This is a genomic window from Streptomyces sp. NPDC005423, from assembly GCF_040606415.1.
Taxonomy (GTDB): Bacteria; Actinomycetota; Actinomycetes; order Streptomycetales; family Streptomycetaceae; genus Streptomyces.
Genome location: NZ_JBEXET010000005.1, coordinates 186,533 through 200,746, shown reverse-complemented (window position 1 = coordinate 200,746; position 14,214 = coordinate 186,533). Strand labels below are relative to the sequence as shown.

Annotated in this window: 13 protein-coding genes; 5 read left to right on the top strand and 8 right to left on the bottom strand. The window is 70.4% G+C overall.

All coding sequences use genetic code 11. The features are described from left to right. Window positions 1-6 precede the first annotated feature (6 nt). Entirely contained in the window at window positions 7-381 is a 375-nt protein-coding gene (locus tag ABZT12_RS09865) for a hypothetical protein (protein ID WP_356380194.1), read from the top strand. 364 nt (window positions 382-745) lie between these two features. Here ABZT12_RS09865 and ABZT12_RS09860 read toward each other — a convergent pair whose 3' ends face one another. Beyond that, complete coding sequence (locus tag ABZT12_RS09860) at window positions 746-2,878, bottom strand: glycosyltransferase family 39 protein (protein WP_356380191.1); 2,133 nt, start codon at window positions 2,876-2,878, stop codon at window positions 746-748. A 233-nt stretch (window positions 2,879-3,111) separates the two neighbouring features. Between ABZT12_RS09860 and ABZT12_RS09855 the strand changes: the two genes are divergently transcribed. Genes ABZT12_RS09855 through ABZT12_RS09845 form a run of 3 tightly spaced genes read left to right on the top strand, consistent with a single transcriptional unit; the run spans window position 3,112 to window position 5,614 of the window. After that, a complete protein-coding gene (locus tag ABZT12_RS09855; protein WP_356380188.1) occupies window positions 3,112-4,242 on the top strand; it encodes an ABC transporter ATP-binding protein in 1,131 nt (376 codons plus the stop codon). Next, window positions 4,239-4,949, top strand: coding sequence for an ABC transporter permease subunit (locus tag ABZT12_RS09850; RefSeq protein ID WP_356380185.1), 711 nt, complete (start codon window positions 4,239-4,241; stop codon window positions 4,947-4,949). Before ABZT12_RS09855 ends, ABZT12_RS09850 begins: the two co-directional genes overlap by 4 nt. Further along, window positions 4,946-5,614, top strand: a complete 669-nt coding sequence (locus ABZT12_RS09845; RefSeq protein WP_356380182.1) for an ABC transporter permease — start codon at window positions 4,946-4,948, stop codon at window positions 5,612-5,614. The genes ABZT12_RS09850 and ABZT12_RS09845 overlap by 4 nt, the downstream gene beginning before the upstream one ends. Before the next feature lie 66 nt (window positions 5,615-5,680). Here ABZT12_RS09845 and ABZT12_RS09840 read toward each other — a convergent pair whose 3' ends face one another. From ABZT12_RS09840 to ABZT12_RS09825, 4 genes are read right to left on the bottom strand one after another with little or no spacing between them, the layout of a single operon-like run. After that, window positions 5,681-6,280, bottom strand: a complete 600-nt coding sequence (locus ABZT12_RS09840) for an ATP/GTP-binding protein (protein WP_356380179.1) — start codon at window positions 6,278-6,280, stop codon at window positions 5,681-5,683. Next, entirely contained in the window at window positions 6,267-6,722 is a 456-nt protein-coding gene (locus ABZT12_RS09835; protein ID WP_356380176.1) for a DUF742 domain-containing protein, read from the bottom strand. The genes ABZT12_RS09840 and ABZT12_RS09835 overlap by 14 nt, the downstream gene beginning before the upstream one ends. A 36-nt stretch (window positions 6,723-6,758) precedes the next feature. Beyond that, window positions 6,759-7,235, bottom strand: a complete 477-nt coding sequence (locus tag ABZT12_RS09830; RefSeq protein ID WP_356380173.1) for a roadblock/LC7 domain-containing protein — start codon at window positions 7,233-7,235, stop codon at window positions 6,759-6,761. Next, window positions 7,232-10,186: an ATP-binding protein gene (locus ABZT12_RS09825; RefSeq protein WP_356380170.1), complete on the bottom strand. Its 2,955-nt coding sequence runs from the start codon at window positions 10,184-10,186 to the stop codon at window positions 7,232-7,234. The genes ABZT12_RS09830 and ABZT12_RS09825 overlap by 4 nt, the downstream gene beginning before the upstream one ends. A gap of 356 nt (window positions 10,187-10,542) precedes the next feature. Between ABZT12_RS09825 and ABZT12_RS09820 the strand changes: the two genes are divergently transcribed. Beyond that, entirely contained in the window at window positions 10,543-11,505 is a 963-nt protein-coding gene (locus ABZT12_RS09820; protein ID WP_356380167.1) for an ABC transporter substrate-binding protein, read from the top strand. 69 nt (window positions 11,506-11,574) lie between these two features. Here the strand turns inward: ABZT12_RS09820 and ABZT12_RS09815 are convergent, their stop codons facing one another. From ABZT12_RS09815 to ABZT12_RS09805, 3 genes are all read right to left on the bottom strand, one after another. Next, window positions 11,575-12,963, bottom strand: a complete 1,389-nt coding sequence (locus ABZT12_RS09815) for a glycoside hydrolase family 43 protein (protein ID WP_356380164.1) — start codon at window positions 12,961-12,963, stop codon at window positions 11,575-11,577. 287 nt (window positions 12,964-13,250) lie between these two features. Further along, entirely contained in the window at window positions 13,251-13,868 is a 618-nt protein-coding gene (locus ABZT12_RS09810) for an ATP/GTP-binding protein (RefSeq protein ID WP_356380162.1), read from the bottom strand. Continuing rightward, the gene (locus tag ABZT12_RS09805; RefSeq protein WP_356380159.1) at window positions 13,855-14,214 is read right to left on the bottom strand and encodes a DUF742 domain-containing protein; all 360 of its coding nucleotides are present in this window, start codon (window positions 14,212-14,214) and stop codon (window positions 13,855-13,857) included. Before ABZT12_RS09805 ends, ABZT12_RS09810 begins: the two co-directional genes overlap by 14 nt.

Genomic DNA, 14,214 nt, shown 5'->3' with positions numbered 1-14,214 from the left:
GAGTCGGTGACCGTCCAGGATCAGCGGATCGACGCCGTAGAGCAACGGCCGTTCAAAGAAGGGGGGAAGTTGGGGCAGATGGCGGCGAGTGTGCGCATCACCAAGCGGGGCCCTGTCGCGGACGGAGGAATCGTCTACGACTGGGGAATCGACGACAGCTCTACGGGTCATGTCCTCCTCCGCGAGGACACCGCAGTGGTCCGACCCTGCACGCCGAACGCCGCACCGATCGGCGACATGCTGGCGCGCAGGGGTTCAGGGAACGTGGAGAACCCGGACCCGGCGACACGCAAGGATTTCGTCGTTGTGGTCGCGGCGCTGTTTCAGGAGTGGAAACGCACGGGTCATCCGCCTGAGACCGTGATGCGGACCTATTGGTGATGCGCACGACGTGACATCGGCCGTGCGTCACGTCCTCCACTGACTTGATCTTTCACCGTCCGGCGTCGAACGGTGCGTCGAACTTGATCACTCGGTCCGGTAACTGCCGTACGGGGGAGCGGCCTTCGTTTGAACATGTGCTTCGACGAAGGAACACACACGTCCACGACCAGGAGTCGAGCTTTTTCCACCCACTCATAGTGCGTCACCGGCCGGCTGGCGCCGGACCCGGTGGTCCGCTGTGCCCGGTGGTCCGCCGTACCCCCATCGGGAGGAAACGGGGAACTGCTCACCGACGCCACCCGCGCGGGGCCGCCGGACATCCGGCGGCCCCGCGCGGGTGGCAAGCGGTGGGCGGAGTGGCTCAGCCGACGTCTGAGGCGTCGAGGCGGTAGAGGCCGCCGCTCGTCGAGGAGCCGGTGGTGGAGCCGGACGAGGACGACGAACTGCTGCCGTAGGCCGAGGACTTGACCGCCGTACCGTGCTTCTTCACCCAGGCGGTGATCTCCGAGCCGGTGCTCTGGCCGCCGCCGCTGCTGACGAGGAGGTAGTGCAACGTGCCCGACTTCACCAGGCTCTTGAGCTTGGCGAGCGTCATCGCGTTGTCGCTGCCGGACCAGCCGCCCATGGAGATCACGGGCTGCCCCGACTCCAGGATGACCGAGGACGCCGTCTGGTCGGTGGCCACCGCCAGCAGCCAAGTGGCGCCGTCCTGGTGCTTCTTGAGGTAGGTGATCATCGCGGACGAGACCTGGGTACCGCCGCCCGCTCCCGCTCCCGCGCCCGCACCGCCGGCGTTGCCGCTGTCGGCGCCGGAGGGCGCGCCGCCGGTCGGCGGCTGTCCCGTCGGACGGCCGGCCGAGCCGCTGCCCGTCGTGCCGGAACCGCTCGGCGCCGTACCGCTCCCGGCGCCGCCGGGGCCGCCGCCCGTTCCGCCTCCGCCGCCCATACCGCCACCGGTGCTCGGACCGGCCGTCGGGTTGGTGCCGTCGGTGGCGGACGTGGCGGCCGCGACCGAGTAGGCGGCGGGTCCGGCGAGGAGGGCGACGACCGCCGCGAGGGCCGCGAGGCCCATCAGCCGGTGCCGTCGGGTGAACCGGCCCAAGAGCAGGCCCAGCACCGAGCCCACGCCCGCCACGCCGACCACGATCTCCGCGACCGTGTACCCGGTGCCGGAGCCGGAGACCCGGTGCAGCACCACGACCGCCCAGGCCGCGCTGACGGCGATCGCCAGCGGCAGCACCCAGCCCCACTTCGCCGCCGCGCCCTCGCGGAAGGCCCGGTACAGCAACACCCCGCCCGCACCGGCCAGGGCCGCGACACCGGGCGCCATGGCGGTGACGTAGTAGGGGTGGAAGGTGCCCTCGGCCAGCGAGAAGGTCAGGAAGTGGAGGACGAACCAGCCGCCCCAGAGCAGCAGCGCCGCCCTCTTGCCGTCGGTGCGGGGAGCACGGCCGCGCAGTACCAGCCCGCCGACGAGGGCGATCGCCGCGAACGGGATCAGCCAGGAGATCTGGCCGCCCATGATCTCGTTGAACATCCGGTAGAGACCCGAACTGCCGCCGAAACTCGCCCCGTTGCCCGGTGAACCGACCGACGAACCGGCGCCGAAGATCCGGCCGAAGCCGTTGTAGCCGATGACCAGGTCCCACACCGTGTTGTCGGTGGAGCCGCCGATGTAGGGGCGCGAGGACGCCGGGACGAGGTCCACGACCACCATCCACCAGGCGCTGGAGACGACGAGCGCGACCGTGGCGACGGCGAGGTGACGCAGGCGCCGGCCGAGCGGGGCGTCGGCGGCCCAGAGATAAACGACGAAGAACGCGGGCAGGACGACGTACGCCTGCATCATCTTGGTGTTGAACGCGAAGCCGATCGCGACCGCCGACCACATCAGCGGCAGCGCCCGTCCGCTGCGGACGGCCTTCAGGAGGGCCGCCGCGCCGAGCATCATCAGCAGCACCAGGATCGGGTCCGGGTTGGTGTCCCGGGTGAGGGCGACCGTGATCGGGGTGAGGGTGAGGACCAGGGCCGAGACGGTTCCGGCGACCGCGCCGAAGTCCCGCTTGACGAGGCGGTACAGCAGGGCGACCGAGCCGGTGCCCGCCGCGACCATCGGCAGCGCCAACTGCCAGGAGCCGTAACCGAACACGCGGGCCGACAGGCCCATCACCCACAGGGCGAACGGCGGCTTGTCGACCGTGATGAAGCTGCCGGAGTCGAGCGCCCCGAAGAAGAACGCCTTCCAGCTCTTGGTGCCGCTGTACACGGCGGCGTCGTAGAAGGTGTTGCCGGTGAGGGAGGTCAGGTTCCAGGCGTAGAGGGCGGTGGCGAGGAGGAGGATCGCCCAGAGGGCCGGGCGGGCCCAGCGCGGGTCCTCCTCCGGGCCCGTGAAGAGCCTTCTGGCGCGGGCCGCCGCACCGCCGTCGGCCGGCGGGCCGGCCCGGTGCGAGCGGCGGGTGTCTTCCTGGCGGGGCGGCGGGGCGAGGGTCGTCATGCCGGTGACGATCCGGGTGCCGCCTGTGCGGTCGCTGAGGCCACGCTGAGCGAGGCGTGAGAATCAGCGGACTCACAGCGAGGACACAGCGGACCCGGGGCAAAAGCCCAGGCGGCGGCAGCCGACTCCCGACAAATTCCCGCAACATGAGCGGTCTAGACTCTTCCCTCGACGGCCTGAGACGGTGGCCGAGAACGGGCACTTTCTGCCAGACCCGAAGGGTATTCGGCGTTTTGATACGGATAGATTCAGTCACCAAGCGGTACCCGGACGGCACAGTGGCCGTCGACGAACTGTCACTGGAGATACCGGACCGTTCGATCACCGTCCTCGTCGGCCCCTCGGGCTGCGGCAAGACGACGACACTGCGCATGATCAACCGGATGATCGAACCCAGCGAGGGCACGATCCTCCTCGACGGCGCCGACATCACCAAGCAGTCGGTCAACACGCTGCGCCGGTCGATGGGTTACGTCATCCAGAACGCCGGTCTCTTCCAGCACCGCACGATCGTCGACAACATCGCGACCGTGCCCCGCATGCTCGGCTGGGGCAAGGAGAAGGCGCGGGCGCGGGCCACCGAACTCATGGCCCGGGTGGGGCTCGACTCCTCGCTCGCCAAGCGGTACCCCTACCAGCTCTCCGGCGGACAGCAGCAGCGCGTCGGGGTGGCCCGGGCGCTCGCCGCGGACCCGCCGGTGCTGCTGATGGACGAGCCGTTCTCGGCCGTCGACCCCGTCGTACGCAAGGGCCTCCAGGACGAACTGCTGCGACTCCAGGAGCAGTTGGGCAAGACCATTGTCTTCGTCACCCACGACATCGACGAGGCCATCAAGCTCGGCACGATGGTCGCGGTGCTGCGCACCGGCGGGAAGCTCGCCCAGTTCGCGCCGCCCGCCGAGCTGTTGAGCGCCCCCGCCGACGCGTTCGTCGAGGACTTCCTCGGCGCCGACCGGGGCATCCGCCGGCTCTCCTTCTTCTCCTCCGCCGGCCTCGACCTCGAGACCACGCCGATCGTCGCCGTCGACTCCACCGCCGAGCAGATCGCGGCCCGCGTCGCACCCGGCGTCCCCTACCTCCTCGTCACCGACCTCGACGGCAGGCCCCTCGGCTGGAGCGAACCGGACCGGCTCACCGCCGGAGCCGTCGACCGCGGCCGACTCCTGTCGCACGGGCGCCCGTTCGCGGCGGGCAAGGACTCGCTGCGGGCCGCGCTCGACGGGTCCGTGCTCTCGCCCACCGGCTGGGCGGTCGGCGTGGACGACGACGGCCGGGCGGTCGGGGTGGTCTCGCAGCAGGCCGTCGGCGAGGCGATCCGCAAGGCCCACGCCGAGGGCGTCAGCTTCGCCAAGGCCGCCGGATGACCGACTTCTTCCGCATCCCCAGCGACCTCCAGAACAGCTACCTCGGCCTGGTCGGCCTGCATCTGCGCGAGGCCGTGATCCCGGTCGTGATCGGCCTGGTCGTGGCGCTGCCCATCGCCCAGCTCTGCGTACGGCTGCGCTGGCTGTACCCGCCGGTGCTGTGGGTGACGACCGTGCTCTACGCGATCCCGTCGCTGGCCTTCTTCGTCGTCCTCATCGACTACACCGGCCAGACCGAGACCACCGTGATGATCCCGCTGGCCGTCTACAGCCTGGTGGTCTTCGTCCCGGCGATCGTGGACGGCGTCCGCTCGGTCCCCCAGGAGACCCTCGACGCGGCCACCGCCATGGGCTTCGGACCCGTACGCCGTTACGTCCAGGTGCAGTTGCCCATCGCCGTGCCCGCGATCATCGCCGGCCTCCGGGTGGCGACGGTGTCCAGCATCTCCCTGGTCAGCGTCGGCATGCTGATCGGCAACCAGGGCGCGCTCGGCAACCTGCTCAACGACGGCCAGATCTACCACCAGCCGCGCCTGATCTGGCTCTCGGTGATCACCACCGCGGTCCTCGCCATCGTCGTGGACGCCGCGCTGGTCGTCGTACGGCTGCTCCTCACCCCCTGGATGCCGCGCGGTACCCGCAAGGCCCGCCCCGCCGAGGACCGGCCCGAACCGGCCGTGCCCGCACTGGAGGACGCAGTCCGGTGAACGTACTCCACTTCATCCACGCCTTCTTCAGCGACAGCTCCCACTGGCACGGCTACGACGGCATCCCCACCCGGCTGCGCGAGCACGTCCAGTACTCGCTGATCGCGCTTGCCATCGCCACCGTCATCGGCCTGCCCGTCGGCCTGCTGACCGGCCACACCGGGCGCGGCGGCAACACGCTCGCCCTGATCGCCACCGCCGCCCGCGCGCTGCCCAGCTTCGGCCTGCTGGTGCTGATGTTCGTGCTGATCGGCTTCGGTCTGGTTCCGGTGATGATCCCGCTGGTCGTCCTCGCCGTCCCGCCGATCCTGGTCACCACCTACGAGGCGATGCGCTCCGTCGACCCGGCACCGGTCGACGCCGCCCGCGGCATGGGCATGCACGAGGCGAACGTGCTCTTCCAGGTCGAACTCCCCGTCGCGCTCCCGCTCATCCTCAGCGGACTGCGCTCGGCGGCCATCCAGATCGTCTCCACGGCCACCATCGCGGCGTACGTCAGCCTCGGCGGCCTCGGCCGCTACATCATCGACGGCCTCTACCAGCGCAACTACGAGAAGGTCGTCGGCGGCGCCACCCTGGTCGCCGGGATGGCCCTGGTGACGCTGGGACTGTTCTGGGCGGTCGCCCGGGTCGCGGTCTCGCCCGGCGTCCGCAGGAGCAACTGACCGGCGCCGTAAGGAAAAAGACGACGCAGGGCCCGGGTGCCTTCCGGGCCCTGCGTGCGTCACGTGTCACCCCTCGGTGCGCGCCAGCGCCAGTTCCAGTACGACCAGGAGCGCGTCCCGCACCGAGCCGCGCTCCCGGGCGTCGAAGACGATCACCGGGACCCGGTCGGCGACGTCGAGCGCCCAGCGGACCTCGTCCAGGGAGTGGTCGACCCGGCCGTCGAAGGCGTTCAGGGCGACCGCGAACGGGATCTGCTTGTGCTCGAAGTAGTCGACCGCCGCGTAGCAGTCGTCGAGCCTGCGGGTGTCGACGATGACCAGACCGCCGACCGCCCCCTCCACGATGTCGTCCCACATGAAGCCGAAACGGTCCTGTCCGGGCGTGCCGAACAGGTACAGCTTCAGCGTCGGGTCGATGGTGAGACAGCCGAAGTCCATGGCGACCGTGGTCGTGGTCTTGCGCGGGGTGTGCGACAGATCGTCCACCCCCGCCGCGACCTCGGTGATCGCGGCCTCGGTGGTCAGCGGCTCGATCTCGGAGATCGAGCCGACCGTCGTGGTCTTGCCCACGCCGAAACCGCCCGCGATGACCATCTTCACCGGCAGCGGCGGTCGTACGGGGGTCTGCGCAGCCACGCCGCGGGCGACCGGTTCAGTCGTTGTCACGGAGTACTCCCCGGGAGTTGGGGATGGCGCGGAGGCCATCGATGACCCTTCGCAGGACGGATGCGTCGTGGGTGATGTCGGTGTTCGGCACGTGCACCGTCAGCTGTCCGGCGGCCCGCAGGTCCTCGGCGAGGACCCGGACCACGTTCAGGTGCAGCCGCAGCCGGGCCGCGATCTCCGCGAGGGACTGCGGCTGCCGGCAGGCGGCGACGATGTCGTGCTGCTCGAAGGAGAGCCGGTCGAGCACGTCCAGCCCCGCGGCGGTGGCCACCACCTGGGTCTCGACCGGGATCGGCCGTTCGGACGCCGCCGCCCCCGCGCCGGCCACCCGTCCGGCGGTGACCAGAAAGGGCCGTACGGCGGGAGCGGGGCGCACCGGGTCCTGGCCCCGGGGCGTCGCTCCGTCCTCGCCGGCACCGCTCGGAGTGCGGCCGTCGGCCATGGAAGGTTCTTCCTCTCTCGACCGGTCGGGGACCGGTCACCCCGCCGAGGTGACGCCGACGCTGTTCTTCAGCTGGAGGACCAGCTGGGGATTGAGCGCGGAGCCGGCGCGGTTGGCGAACAGCGTCATCTCGTAGGCGATGTTGCCGAGTTTGGCCTCCTTGTCGGTGACCACGCCGAGGACGGCGCCGCTGCCGATCGCGGAGATCAGGACGTGGCCGCCCACCAGGTCGATGATGACCTTGTTGAGACCGCCGAGACCGTAGTTGCCCGAGGCTCCGGCGGCCAGGCTGGTGATGCCGGAGACGATCGCGGCGAGCCGTTCGGAGTCGGCGTGTTCGCGCAGTTGGGACACGGCGATGAGCAGGCCGTCAGAGGACACCGCGATGGCGTCGACGACACCCGCGGTCTCCGTCGCGAAACGGTTGAGCAGCCAATTGAAGTCGGCTGCGGCGGCCTGGAGTTCGGCCGGCGTGGTGGCCTCCGTGGAAGTGTCACCTGTCGACGTACTCACTGCTCCGCTCCTTCCGGGAGGTGGTTCGGGTCGTGCGAGCGGGGGTTCGGGTACGGGCCGGTGGGCCCGCCGCCACCCGGTTCCCGCTCGCTTCCGCTGTCGCGGTGCGCCTGCTCCACCGCGGCCTCGAACTCTTCCAGCGCCGAACGGACGGCGTCCGCGTCGGCGGGCGGGAGAAGCTGACGCGCGGCCGACTGGGCGGGATCCGCGGTGCGGAGGGTGGCGCCCCGGACGCGTCGCCGCAGGGGGCGGGCGGCACCGGGGGAGTCTTCGGGGTCGGGCAACGCCCAGCCGGGGCGGGGGCGCGGCACGAACGGCGTGTTCCCGGCTACGGCCCCGGCGTTCCCGCTCCGCGCTCCGGCGCCCGTCGAAGTCCCGTCGCCGGGTACCGAGTTGCCGGGGGCCGGGGTGGCGGGTGCCGAGGTGTCGCGGGTCGGGAACGGGGTGGTGGACCGCGAACGTCCGCCGTCCGAAGCCGAGTCGGAGGGCCACGAAGCCCTCGTGTCCGGAGCCCGGTCGGTGGGTGCGGCGGTCTCGCGGACCGGTCGCCGGGTGGCGGGCTGCGAAGCCCCGTCGTCCGGGGTCGAGTCGGCGGGGGCCGGGGTGTCACGGGCCGGGTACGGCGCGGCAGCCGCCGAAGTCCCGCTGTCCTGCGCCGAGTTGGCCGGAGCCGGGGTCTCGTCGGTCGCGTCCGTGTCGTGCCGGGGCACCCTGCGGGGCAGCGGAGTGGGGTGGTCGCCGACGCGGGAGTGCTCGTCCCAGGCGCCCCTGGAGTCCGTGCCGCCGACGGCGCCGGTGGCCTCCATGGCCGAGGGCCGGGGACCAGAGACGGCGGCGGGGCCGGCGCCGGCGGTGACACCGGGGGTGATGCCGGTCGCGACGGTCTCCGCGGGGGCCTGAACCGGCCGGGTGGTCGTGTCTCCGTGCACCGGCCGTGCGGTCGTGCTCGCCGGTGCCTCGATCGCCGCGGGACGCGCCGCCACCGTGGTCACCGCGGGCCGGGCGGCCGGGGCGCCCGGCGTCATCGGGCTCATCCGCAGCAGCAGCGACGCCGGAATGGTGATCTCGGCCGTGACGCCGCCACCCGGGGTACGGGTCAGCGTCACATCGATCTCCCAGCGGCGCGCCAGCGTACCGACCACGAAGAGGCCCAGCACCTTCGTCGGCACCAGGTCCAGACGCTCGCGGCGGATCAGCCGGGCGTTCTCCTCGGCGATCCGGTCGGCGCTCATCCCCAGACCGTGGTCGACGATGACGATCAGCGCGCCGTCGCCGTCGGGGTCGGCCCGGACCACCACCTCGACCGGACTGCCGGCCGGCGAGAACGCCACCGCGTTCTCCAGGAGTTCGGCCACCATCAGCGTGAGGTCGCCGATGATGTCGGGCTCCACCATCAGCTCGGACTCGGCGCGCAGCCCTACCCGCTGGAACCCCTCGATCTGGCCGAGCGCGGCCCGTACGACGTTGGTCAGCTCGGTGGGACCGCCGTCCAGCACGGTCTCGCGGATACCGGCGAGCAGCATCAGACTGTCCGCGTTGCGGCGCAGGCGTACGGCGATGTGGTCGATGGAGTAGAGCCGCTCCAGCAGCGCGGGGTCGGTCTCGCCGCGCTCCACCGCGTCGATCAACGCGAGTTGACGAGTCGTCAGGTTGCTGACGCGGCGCCCGACGTTGCCGAACATCTCGGCCACGTTGCGGCGGCTGAGCACCTGGCGCTCCAGCAGCGCGGCGGCTGTGGTCTGCACGTGGTTGAAGGCCTCGGCGAGGTCGCCGATCTCGTCGCGCGCGGTGACGGGTATCTCGCGCAGCAGCGGTGGGCCGGTGTCCTCGGCGTCGTCGTCGGCCACCCGGGCCAGCTCGCGGCCCGCCACCTCGGCGACCTGCTTGGCCGCGCCGGTCAGGGCCTGTACGGGCCGGACCACCGAGCGGCGCACGATCACCACGAAGGTGAGCCAGAGGGCGAAGCAGAGCAGCGAGATGTTGAGCAGTATCCCGGCGCGCCAGGAGGCGTCGCTGGAACTGTCGTCGGCCCGCTGGGCGATCTGGTCGATCAACGACGTGGTGATCTTCAGCCGGGCCGCCGCCTGGGCCGGATAGAACGGGTAGTCGCTCATCGCGTCGGCGAACGTCGCGCGGATCCGGCTCGGCGTCTCGGCCTGGAGTGCGCTCGGGTCGATCTGCAGCTCGGCGTAGGCCTCGGCGATCGACCGCTGGGCCTTGTTGTGCTCGATTCCGGAGAGCTGCTCGGCCTGGTCCGCGCTGGCGAACCGGGCGAAGCGGTCGGCCTGGTAGGTGTACACGTCGTAGGAGCCGACCGCGTTGGTGAACTCGATGAGCGCGTTGCTGTCACCCGTGGTCGCCGAGAACACGCTGGTCTCGAAGGCGCTGTGGGCGGCGTCGGCGCGCAGCACCGCGTCGAGCAGGTTGCCGGTGAAGGTGGTGGAGAGGTTCTCGTTGTGTTCGAGGCCGAGGCCCTCGATCAGGCCCTCGGAGGCGTTGGCGTACGCCGGGTCGATGTTGTCCGCGGGCAGATAGCTCTGCGCGACGGTGGCGCGCAGCGTCTCCAGGCCGCTGATCTCCTTCAGGGCCTGCGCCTCGGTCGCCGGCAGCCGGTCGCCGAAGGTGGAGCGCACCTTCTCGATCTGCCGGTCGACGGCACCCTGGGCCTTGCGGTACGGGGACTGGGACGGGCTCCCGCCGTCGTGCGTGGCCTCGAAGCGGACGGAGAGCAGGACGGCCTGCTGGTGCTCGGCCTCCACCAGGTTCACCAGCTCCGCGACCTGTTCGCTGTCCCGGACCAGCCGGGCGGCGGACGACGCGTCCTGGGACTGGCCTATCTCGTCGGCGATGAGGTACGACAGCAGTACGGCGACCACGGCCAGCGGAATGCCGACCAGCAGGTTGAGCTTGCGCCTGAAAGGCCAACGGTCTGCGAAGCCCCGTATGGACACCAGGCCTCCTTCGTGGGGTGTGTCACGGTTTGCCGGACATCACGCGTGACTGTTTTTGATCCGAGCGGCCCCCGCACACCGCTGTGACCGATGCCAACTTCCGGGAGACTACCTTCTCGATGAACGATCAAGCGCGTCGCCCTACGTCAAGAATCCATCACAGATCGACCGCCGATCGCTCCCTGTCTGTTCGCGCTTCCTTCACAACTGGGCACGTATTGAGGCCGATCGGTGACCTGGCTGCTCTTGACCCGCGCGGAACACGCTGGATTGGATCGATGGAGTGCGGAGTTCGGGCCCGCCCGGGCCCGTCCTCGCCATGCCCTGAGCCAACATCCGAGCCCGGAACGGGAATTGTGACCTCCAAAGCGAAGAACAGCTGGTCCACCACTAGGTACCCCGGCGCGGCGGCCGTCGCGCTCGCCGCCACGGCCGCGCTCGTCACGGGATGTTCCTCGTCCTCCGACAGCAAGTCCTCCGATCCGCTTTCGGACGGCAAGGCGAGCGGCAACACCGTCGTCGTCGGATCGAACAACTTCGCGGAGAGCATCCTGATCGCCGACATCTACGGCGAGGCCCTCAAGGCCAAGGGTGTCAAGGTCACTTACAAGCCGAACATCGGCAGCCGTGAGACGACCTACGGTCTGCTCAAGAACGGCTCCATCACCGTGCTGCCGGAGTACAACGGCGCGCTGCTGGCCTACCTCGACGCCAAGGCCACCCCCACCACGGTCGCCGCCACCACGGCCGCGATCAACGCCAAGCTGGCGGCCAAGCTGTCCCTGCTGGAGCCGGCGCCGGCGCAGGACAAGGACTCGGTCACGGTCAACGCCGCGACGGCGAGCAAGTACCACCTGACCTCCGAGTCCAGCATCGCCGACCTCAAGAACGTGGCGAAGGACCTGGTCATCGGGGCCTCGCCGGAGTTCCAGACCCGGCAGCAGGGCCTGGTCGGCCTGAAGTCGGTCTATGGCCTGGAGTTCAAGTCCTTCAAGGCGCTGGACGCGGGCGGCCCGCTGACCGCTGCCGCACTGAAGAAGAACACCGTGCAGGCGGCGGACCTCTTCACCACGGACCCGACCATCGTCAAGGAGAAGCACGTCGTCCTCCAGGACCCGAAGAACCTCTTCGGCTTCGAGAACGTGCAGCCCCTGGTCTACAAGAGCGGTCTCTCGCAGACCGGTGTGGACGCGCTGAACGCGGTCTCCGTCAAGCTGGACACGGCGGCCCTGCTGGACCTCGACACCCAGGTCCAGTCCCAGAACAAGGACCCGCTGGACGTCGCCAAGGCCTGGCTGAAGTCGGTCGGCCTGGCCTGACCTTCCCGGCCGCGCTCCGACGTGCGGCCGACGCGGGTGTCCCCGGTCCCGGGGGCACCCGCGTCGTGCTCAGTACCCCACGTAGAACGTCGCGTCCCGCTGGTCGGTCGCCGTCGAGATCGGATCGATGCGCAGGACGTAGTCGGAGTGCCGGAGGTAGCGGGTCGGGTTGTTGTACGACCTGAAGGACGCCCAGGACGAGTCGGCCAGCCCCGCCGTCCGGTAGAAGGTGGCGTCGCCGGCGAACGTGGACGTGCCGTCGTTCACGTCCAGGCGCAGCTGGTAGTCGTAGTGGCGCAGGTAGCGCGTGGGGTAGTTCACCGACTGGAAGGACACTCCCGTGCTGTCGGCGAGCCCTGGCACGAGTTTCCACTGGGAGTCGGTGTACGGGTCGAAGGCGTACTCGTCGATCCGGCCGACGTAGTCGGAGTGCCGGACGTAACGGGCCGGGTAGTTGTAGGACTTGAGCCGGTTCCAGGCGGGGGTGCCCCACTGGGCCACGAGGCCGGCGTACTGGGCCGTGGTGATCGGCGTGATACCGCAGTGCTTGGAGTTGAGCGGCTGGGTGTAGCGCTTCTGGTCCAGAGCCGTCCAGGTGCCGGCCGCCAGGCTGCTGGTCTGCCAGGCGTAGAACACGCCGTTCGGCGACCAGGTGTCCCCCCACAGGTACCAAGTGCCGCTGGAGGCAAGGGACTTGACCAGGGTCGGCGCTTCGGTGCCGTTGTGCGAGACCGCCGTGCTGAACTCGCTGAAGCTGCCGGGGTCCAGTGAGCTGGAGCGCGCGCCCACGAGGGTCGAGTTCTTCTTGAAGTACAGGTAGTTGACGCCGTTCACCCCGACGGCGAGGTCGCCGTCGATCACGTCGTAACCGGGGTCGAAGAAGACCTGCGGCGCGCTCGCGGTCACGAAGTCGCTCGTGTAGTTGACCATGATCACGTTGTGTCCGCTGCTGTTGACGGACGAGTAGATCACGCCGTACTGACCCCGGCCCGCGTCCCAGAACGCCTCGGGCGCCCAGCTGTGGGTGTTCATGTCGTGCAGCTTCACCCGCCGGTAGCCGGTGAACGTGCGCAGGTCGGCGGAGTCCCAGACGTGGATGTACTGGCTGACGTACGTCCAGTCCGTGCCGTTGAGGTCGGTGGCGAGGACCACGAACGTGCCGTCCTGCTTGCGCAGGATGAACGGGTCGCGCAGGCCGAGCGAGCCCGCCGTCGGGGTGGCGACGGGGGCGTTCTGGTTGAGCGGGGTCCACTGGAGGCCGTCGGTGCTGACGGCCAGGTGCAGCCCGTAGTCGGCGCCCAGCATGTCCGGCGACTCGGTGAAATAGCACATCACGTACGCCGAGTCGGCGGCCTGCGCGGAGCCGGCGCCCAGGGTCAGCGCGCCGGTCATGGCCAGCGGCACGGTCGCCGCCATGCCGAGGAAGAGCCGGCGGGAGGGTGGGGGGACGGACGTCATGGAGTTCTCCAAGGGGTGCGGGTGCCCTGGCAGTTGAACGGCGTGAACGGCGTGAGCGCGGCGAGCGGGCGAGCGGGGGGAGCGCGGGAGCCCTGCGACGACCGGGCCGATATGTCGAACGTGGTTCGGGGGATCGGTCGAAAGGTAGGGAGGAGGCGCGAGTGCGTCAATCACGCGGTCGCGGTTGGCCGGAACCGATCGTTCACCTTGCCGTCCGCGGTGCGGAACCCGTGTGGATCACCGCTGTGCCGGTCCGTCCGCCGGACCGGCGAACCCCCGGCCGCACCTCACCGGGGAGGGCGGGTGAACGGGCCCTCGGTGCCCTCGGCCTCGGCCTTGGCGATCAACTGGTCGAGCAGGGCGACCAGGACGTCCCGGCACGAGTCGCGCTCCCGCGCGTCGCACAGCAGCACCCGCACGTCGTCGGGGAGCGCCAGCGCCTCCCGCACGTCCTCCGCCGGATACGGATGCTCGCCGTAGAAGCCGTTGACGCCCACCACGAAGGGGATGCCCCGGCGTTCGAAGAAGTCGACGGCCGCGAAACTCGACTTCGGCCTGCGGACGTCGATCAGGACCACCGCGCCCAGGGCGCCCAGCGCCAGGTCGTTCCACATGAACCAGAAGCGCTGCTGGCCCGGCGTGCCGAACAGGTACAGCACCAGGTCCTGGCCGATGGTGATGCGGCCGAAGTCCAGCGCCACCGTGGTGGCACGTTTCTCCTCGATCCCGTCCAGGTCGTCGACGTCCAGCCCGGCGATGGTCAGCCGCTCCTCGGTGCGCAGCGGGGCGATCTCGCTGACCGAGCCGACCATGGTGGTCTTGCCGACGCCGAAACCCCCGGCGATCAGGATCTTGACCGTGTCGGGCGGAGCGGGCGCCGGAAGGATGGTGTCAGAGCCGGCCAAGGCCGTCCCTCACTTTCTGCAGCAGGTCCAGGTCGGGGCTGGTGCGGGAGACCGGGTGCGGTGGATGGGCCGTGATCAGGTCCGCCTCCAGCAGATCGCAGAGCATGATCACCACCACGCTCACCGGCAGGTCGAGATGGGCGGCGACCTCCGCGACGGCCAGCGGCTCCCCGCACAGCCGCAGGATCCGCGCCTGCTCCGGCTGCGGCCGGGGCGCCCGCGGAGGGGGCGGGTCCGTGGCGGTCACGGTGGTGATGAGGGTGAAATCGGCGCGGCTGGGCCGGGTACGTCCACCGGTCAGCGTGAACGGCCGTACCAGACGGCCCGCCGCGTCGCCACCGCTCAC

Coding starts and splice junctions, on each gene's coding strand:
- ABZT12_RS09850 (WP_356380185.1), top strand. CDS start 4,239: ATGACCGACTTCTTCCGCATCCCCAGCGACCTCCAGAACAGCTACCTC.
- ABZT12_RS09860 (WP_356380191.1), bottom strand. CDS start 2,878: ATGACGACCCTCGCCCCGCCGCCCCGCCAGGAAGACACCCGCCGCTCG.
- ABZT12_RS09835 (WP_356380176.1), bottom strand. CDS start 6,722: ATGGCCGACGGCCGCACTCCGAGCGGTGCCGGCGAGGACGGAGCGACG.
- ABZT12_RS09815 (WP_356380164.1), bottom strand. CDS start 12,963: ATGACGTCCGTCCCCCCACCCTCCCGCCGGCTCTTCCTCGGCATGGCG.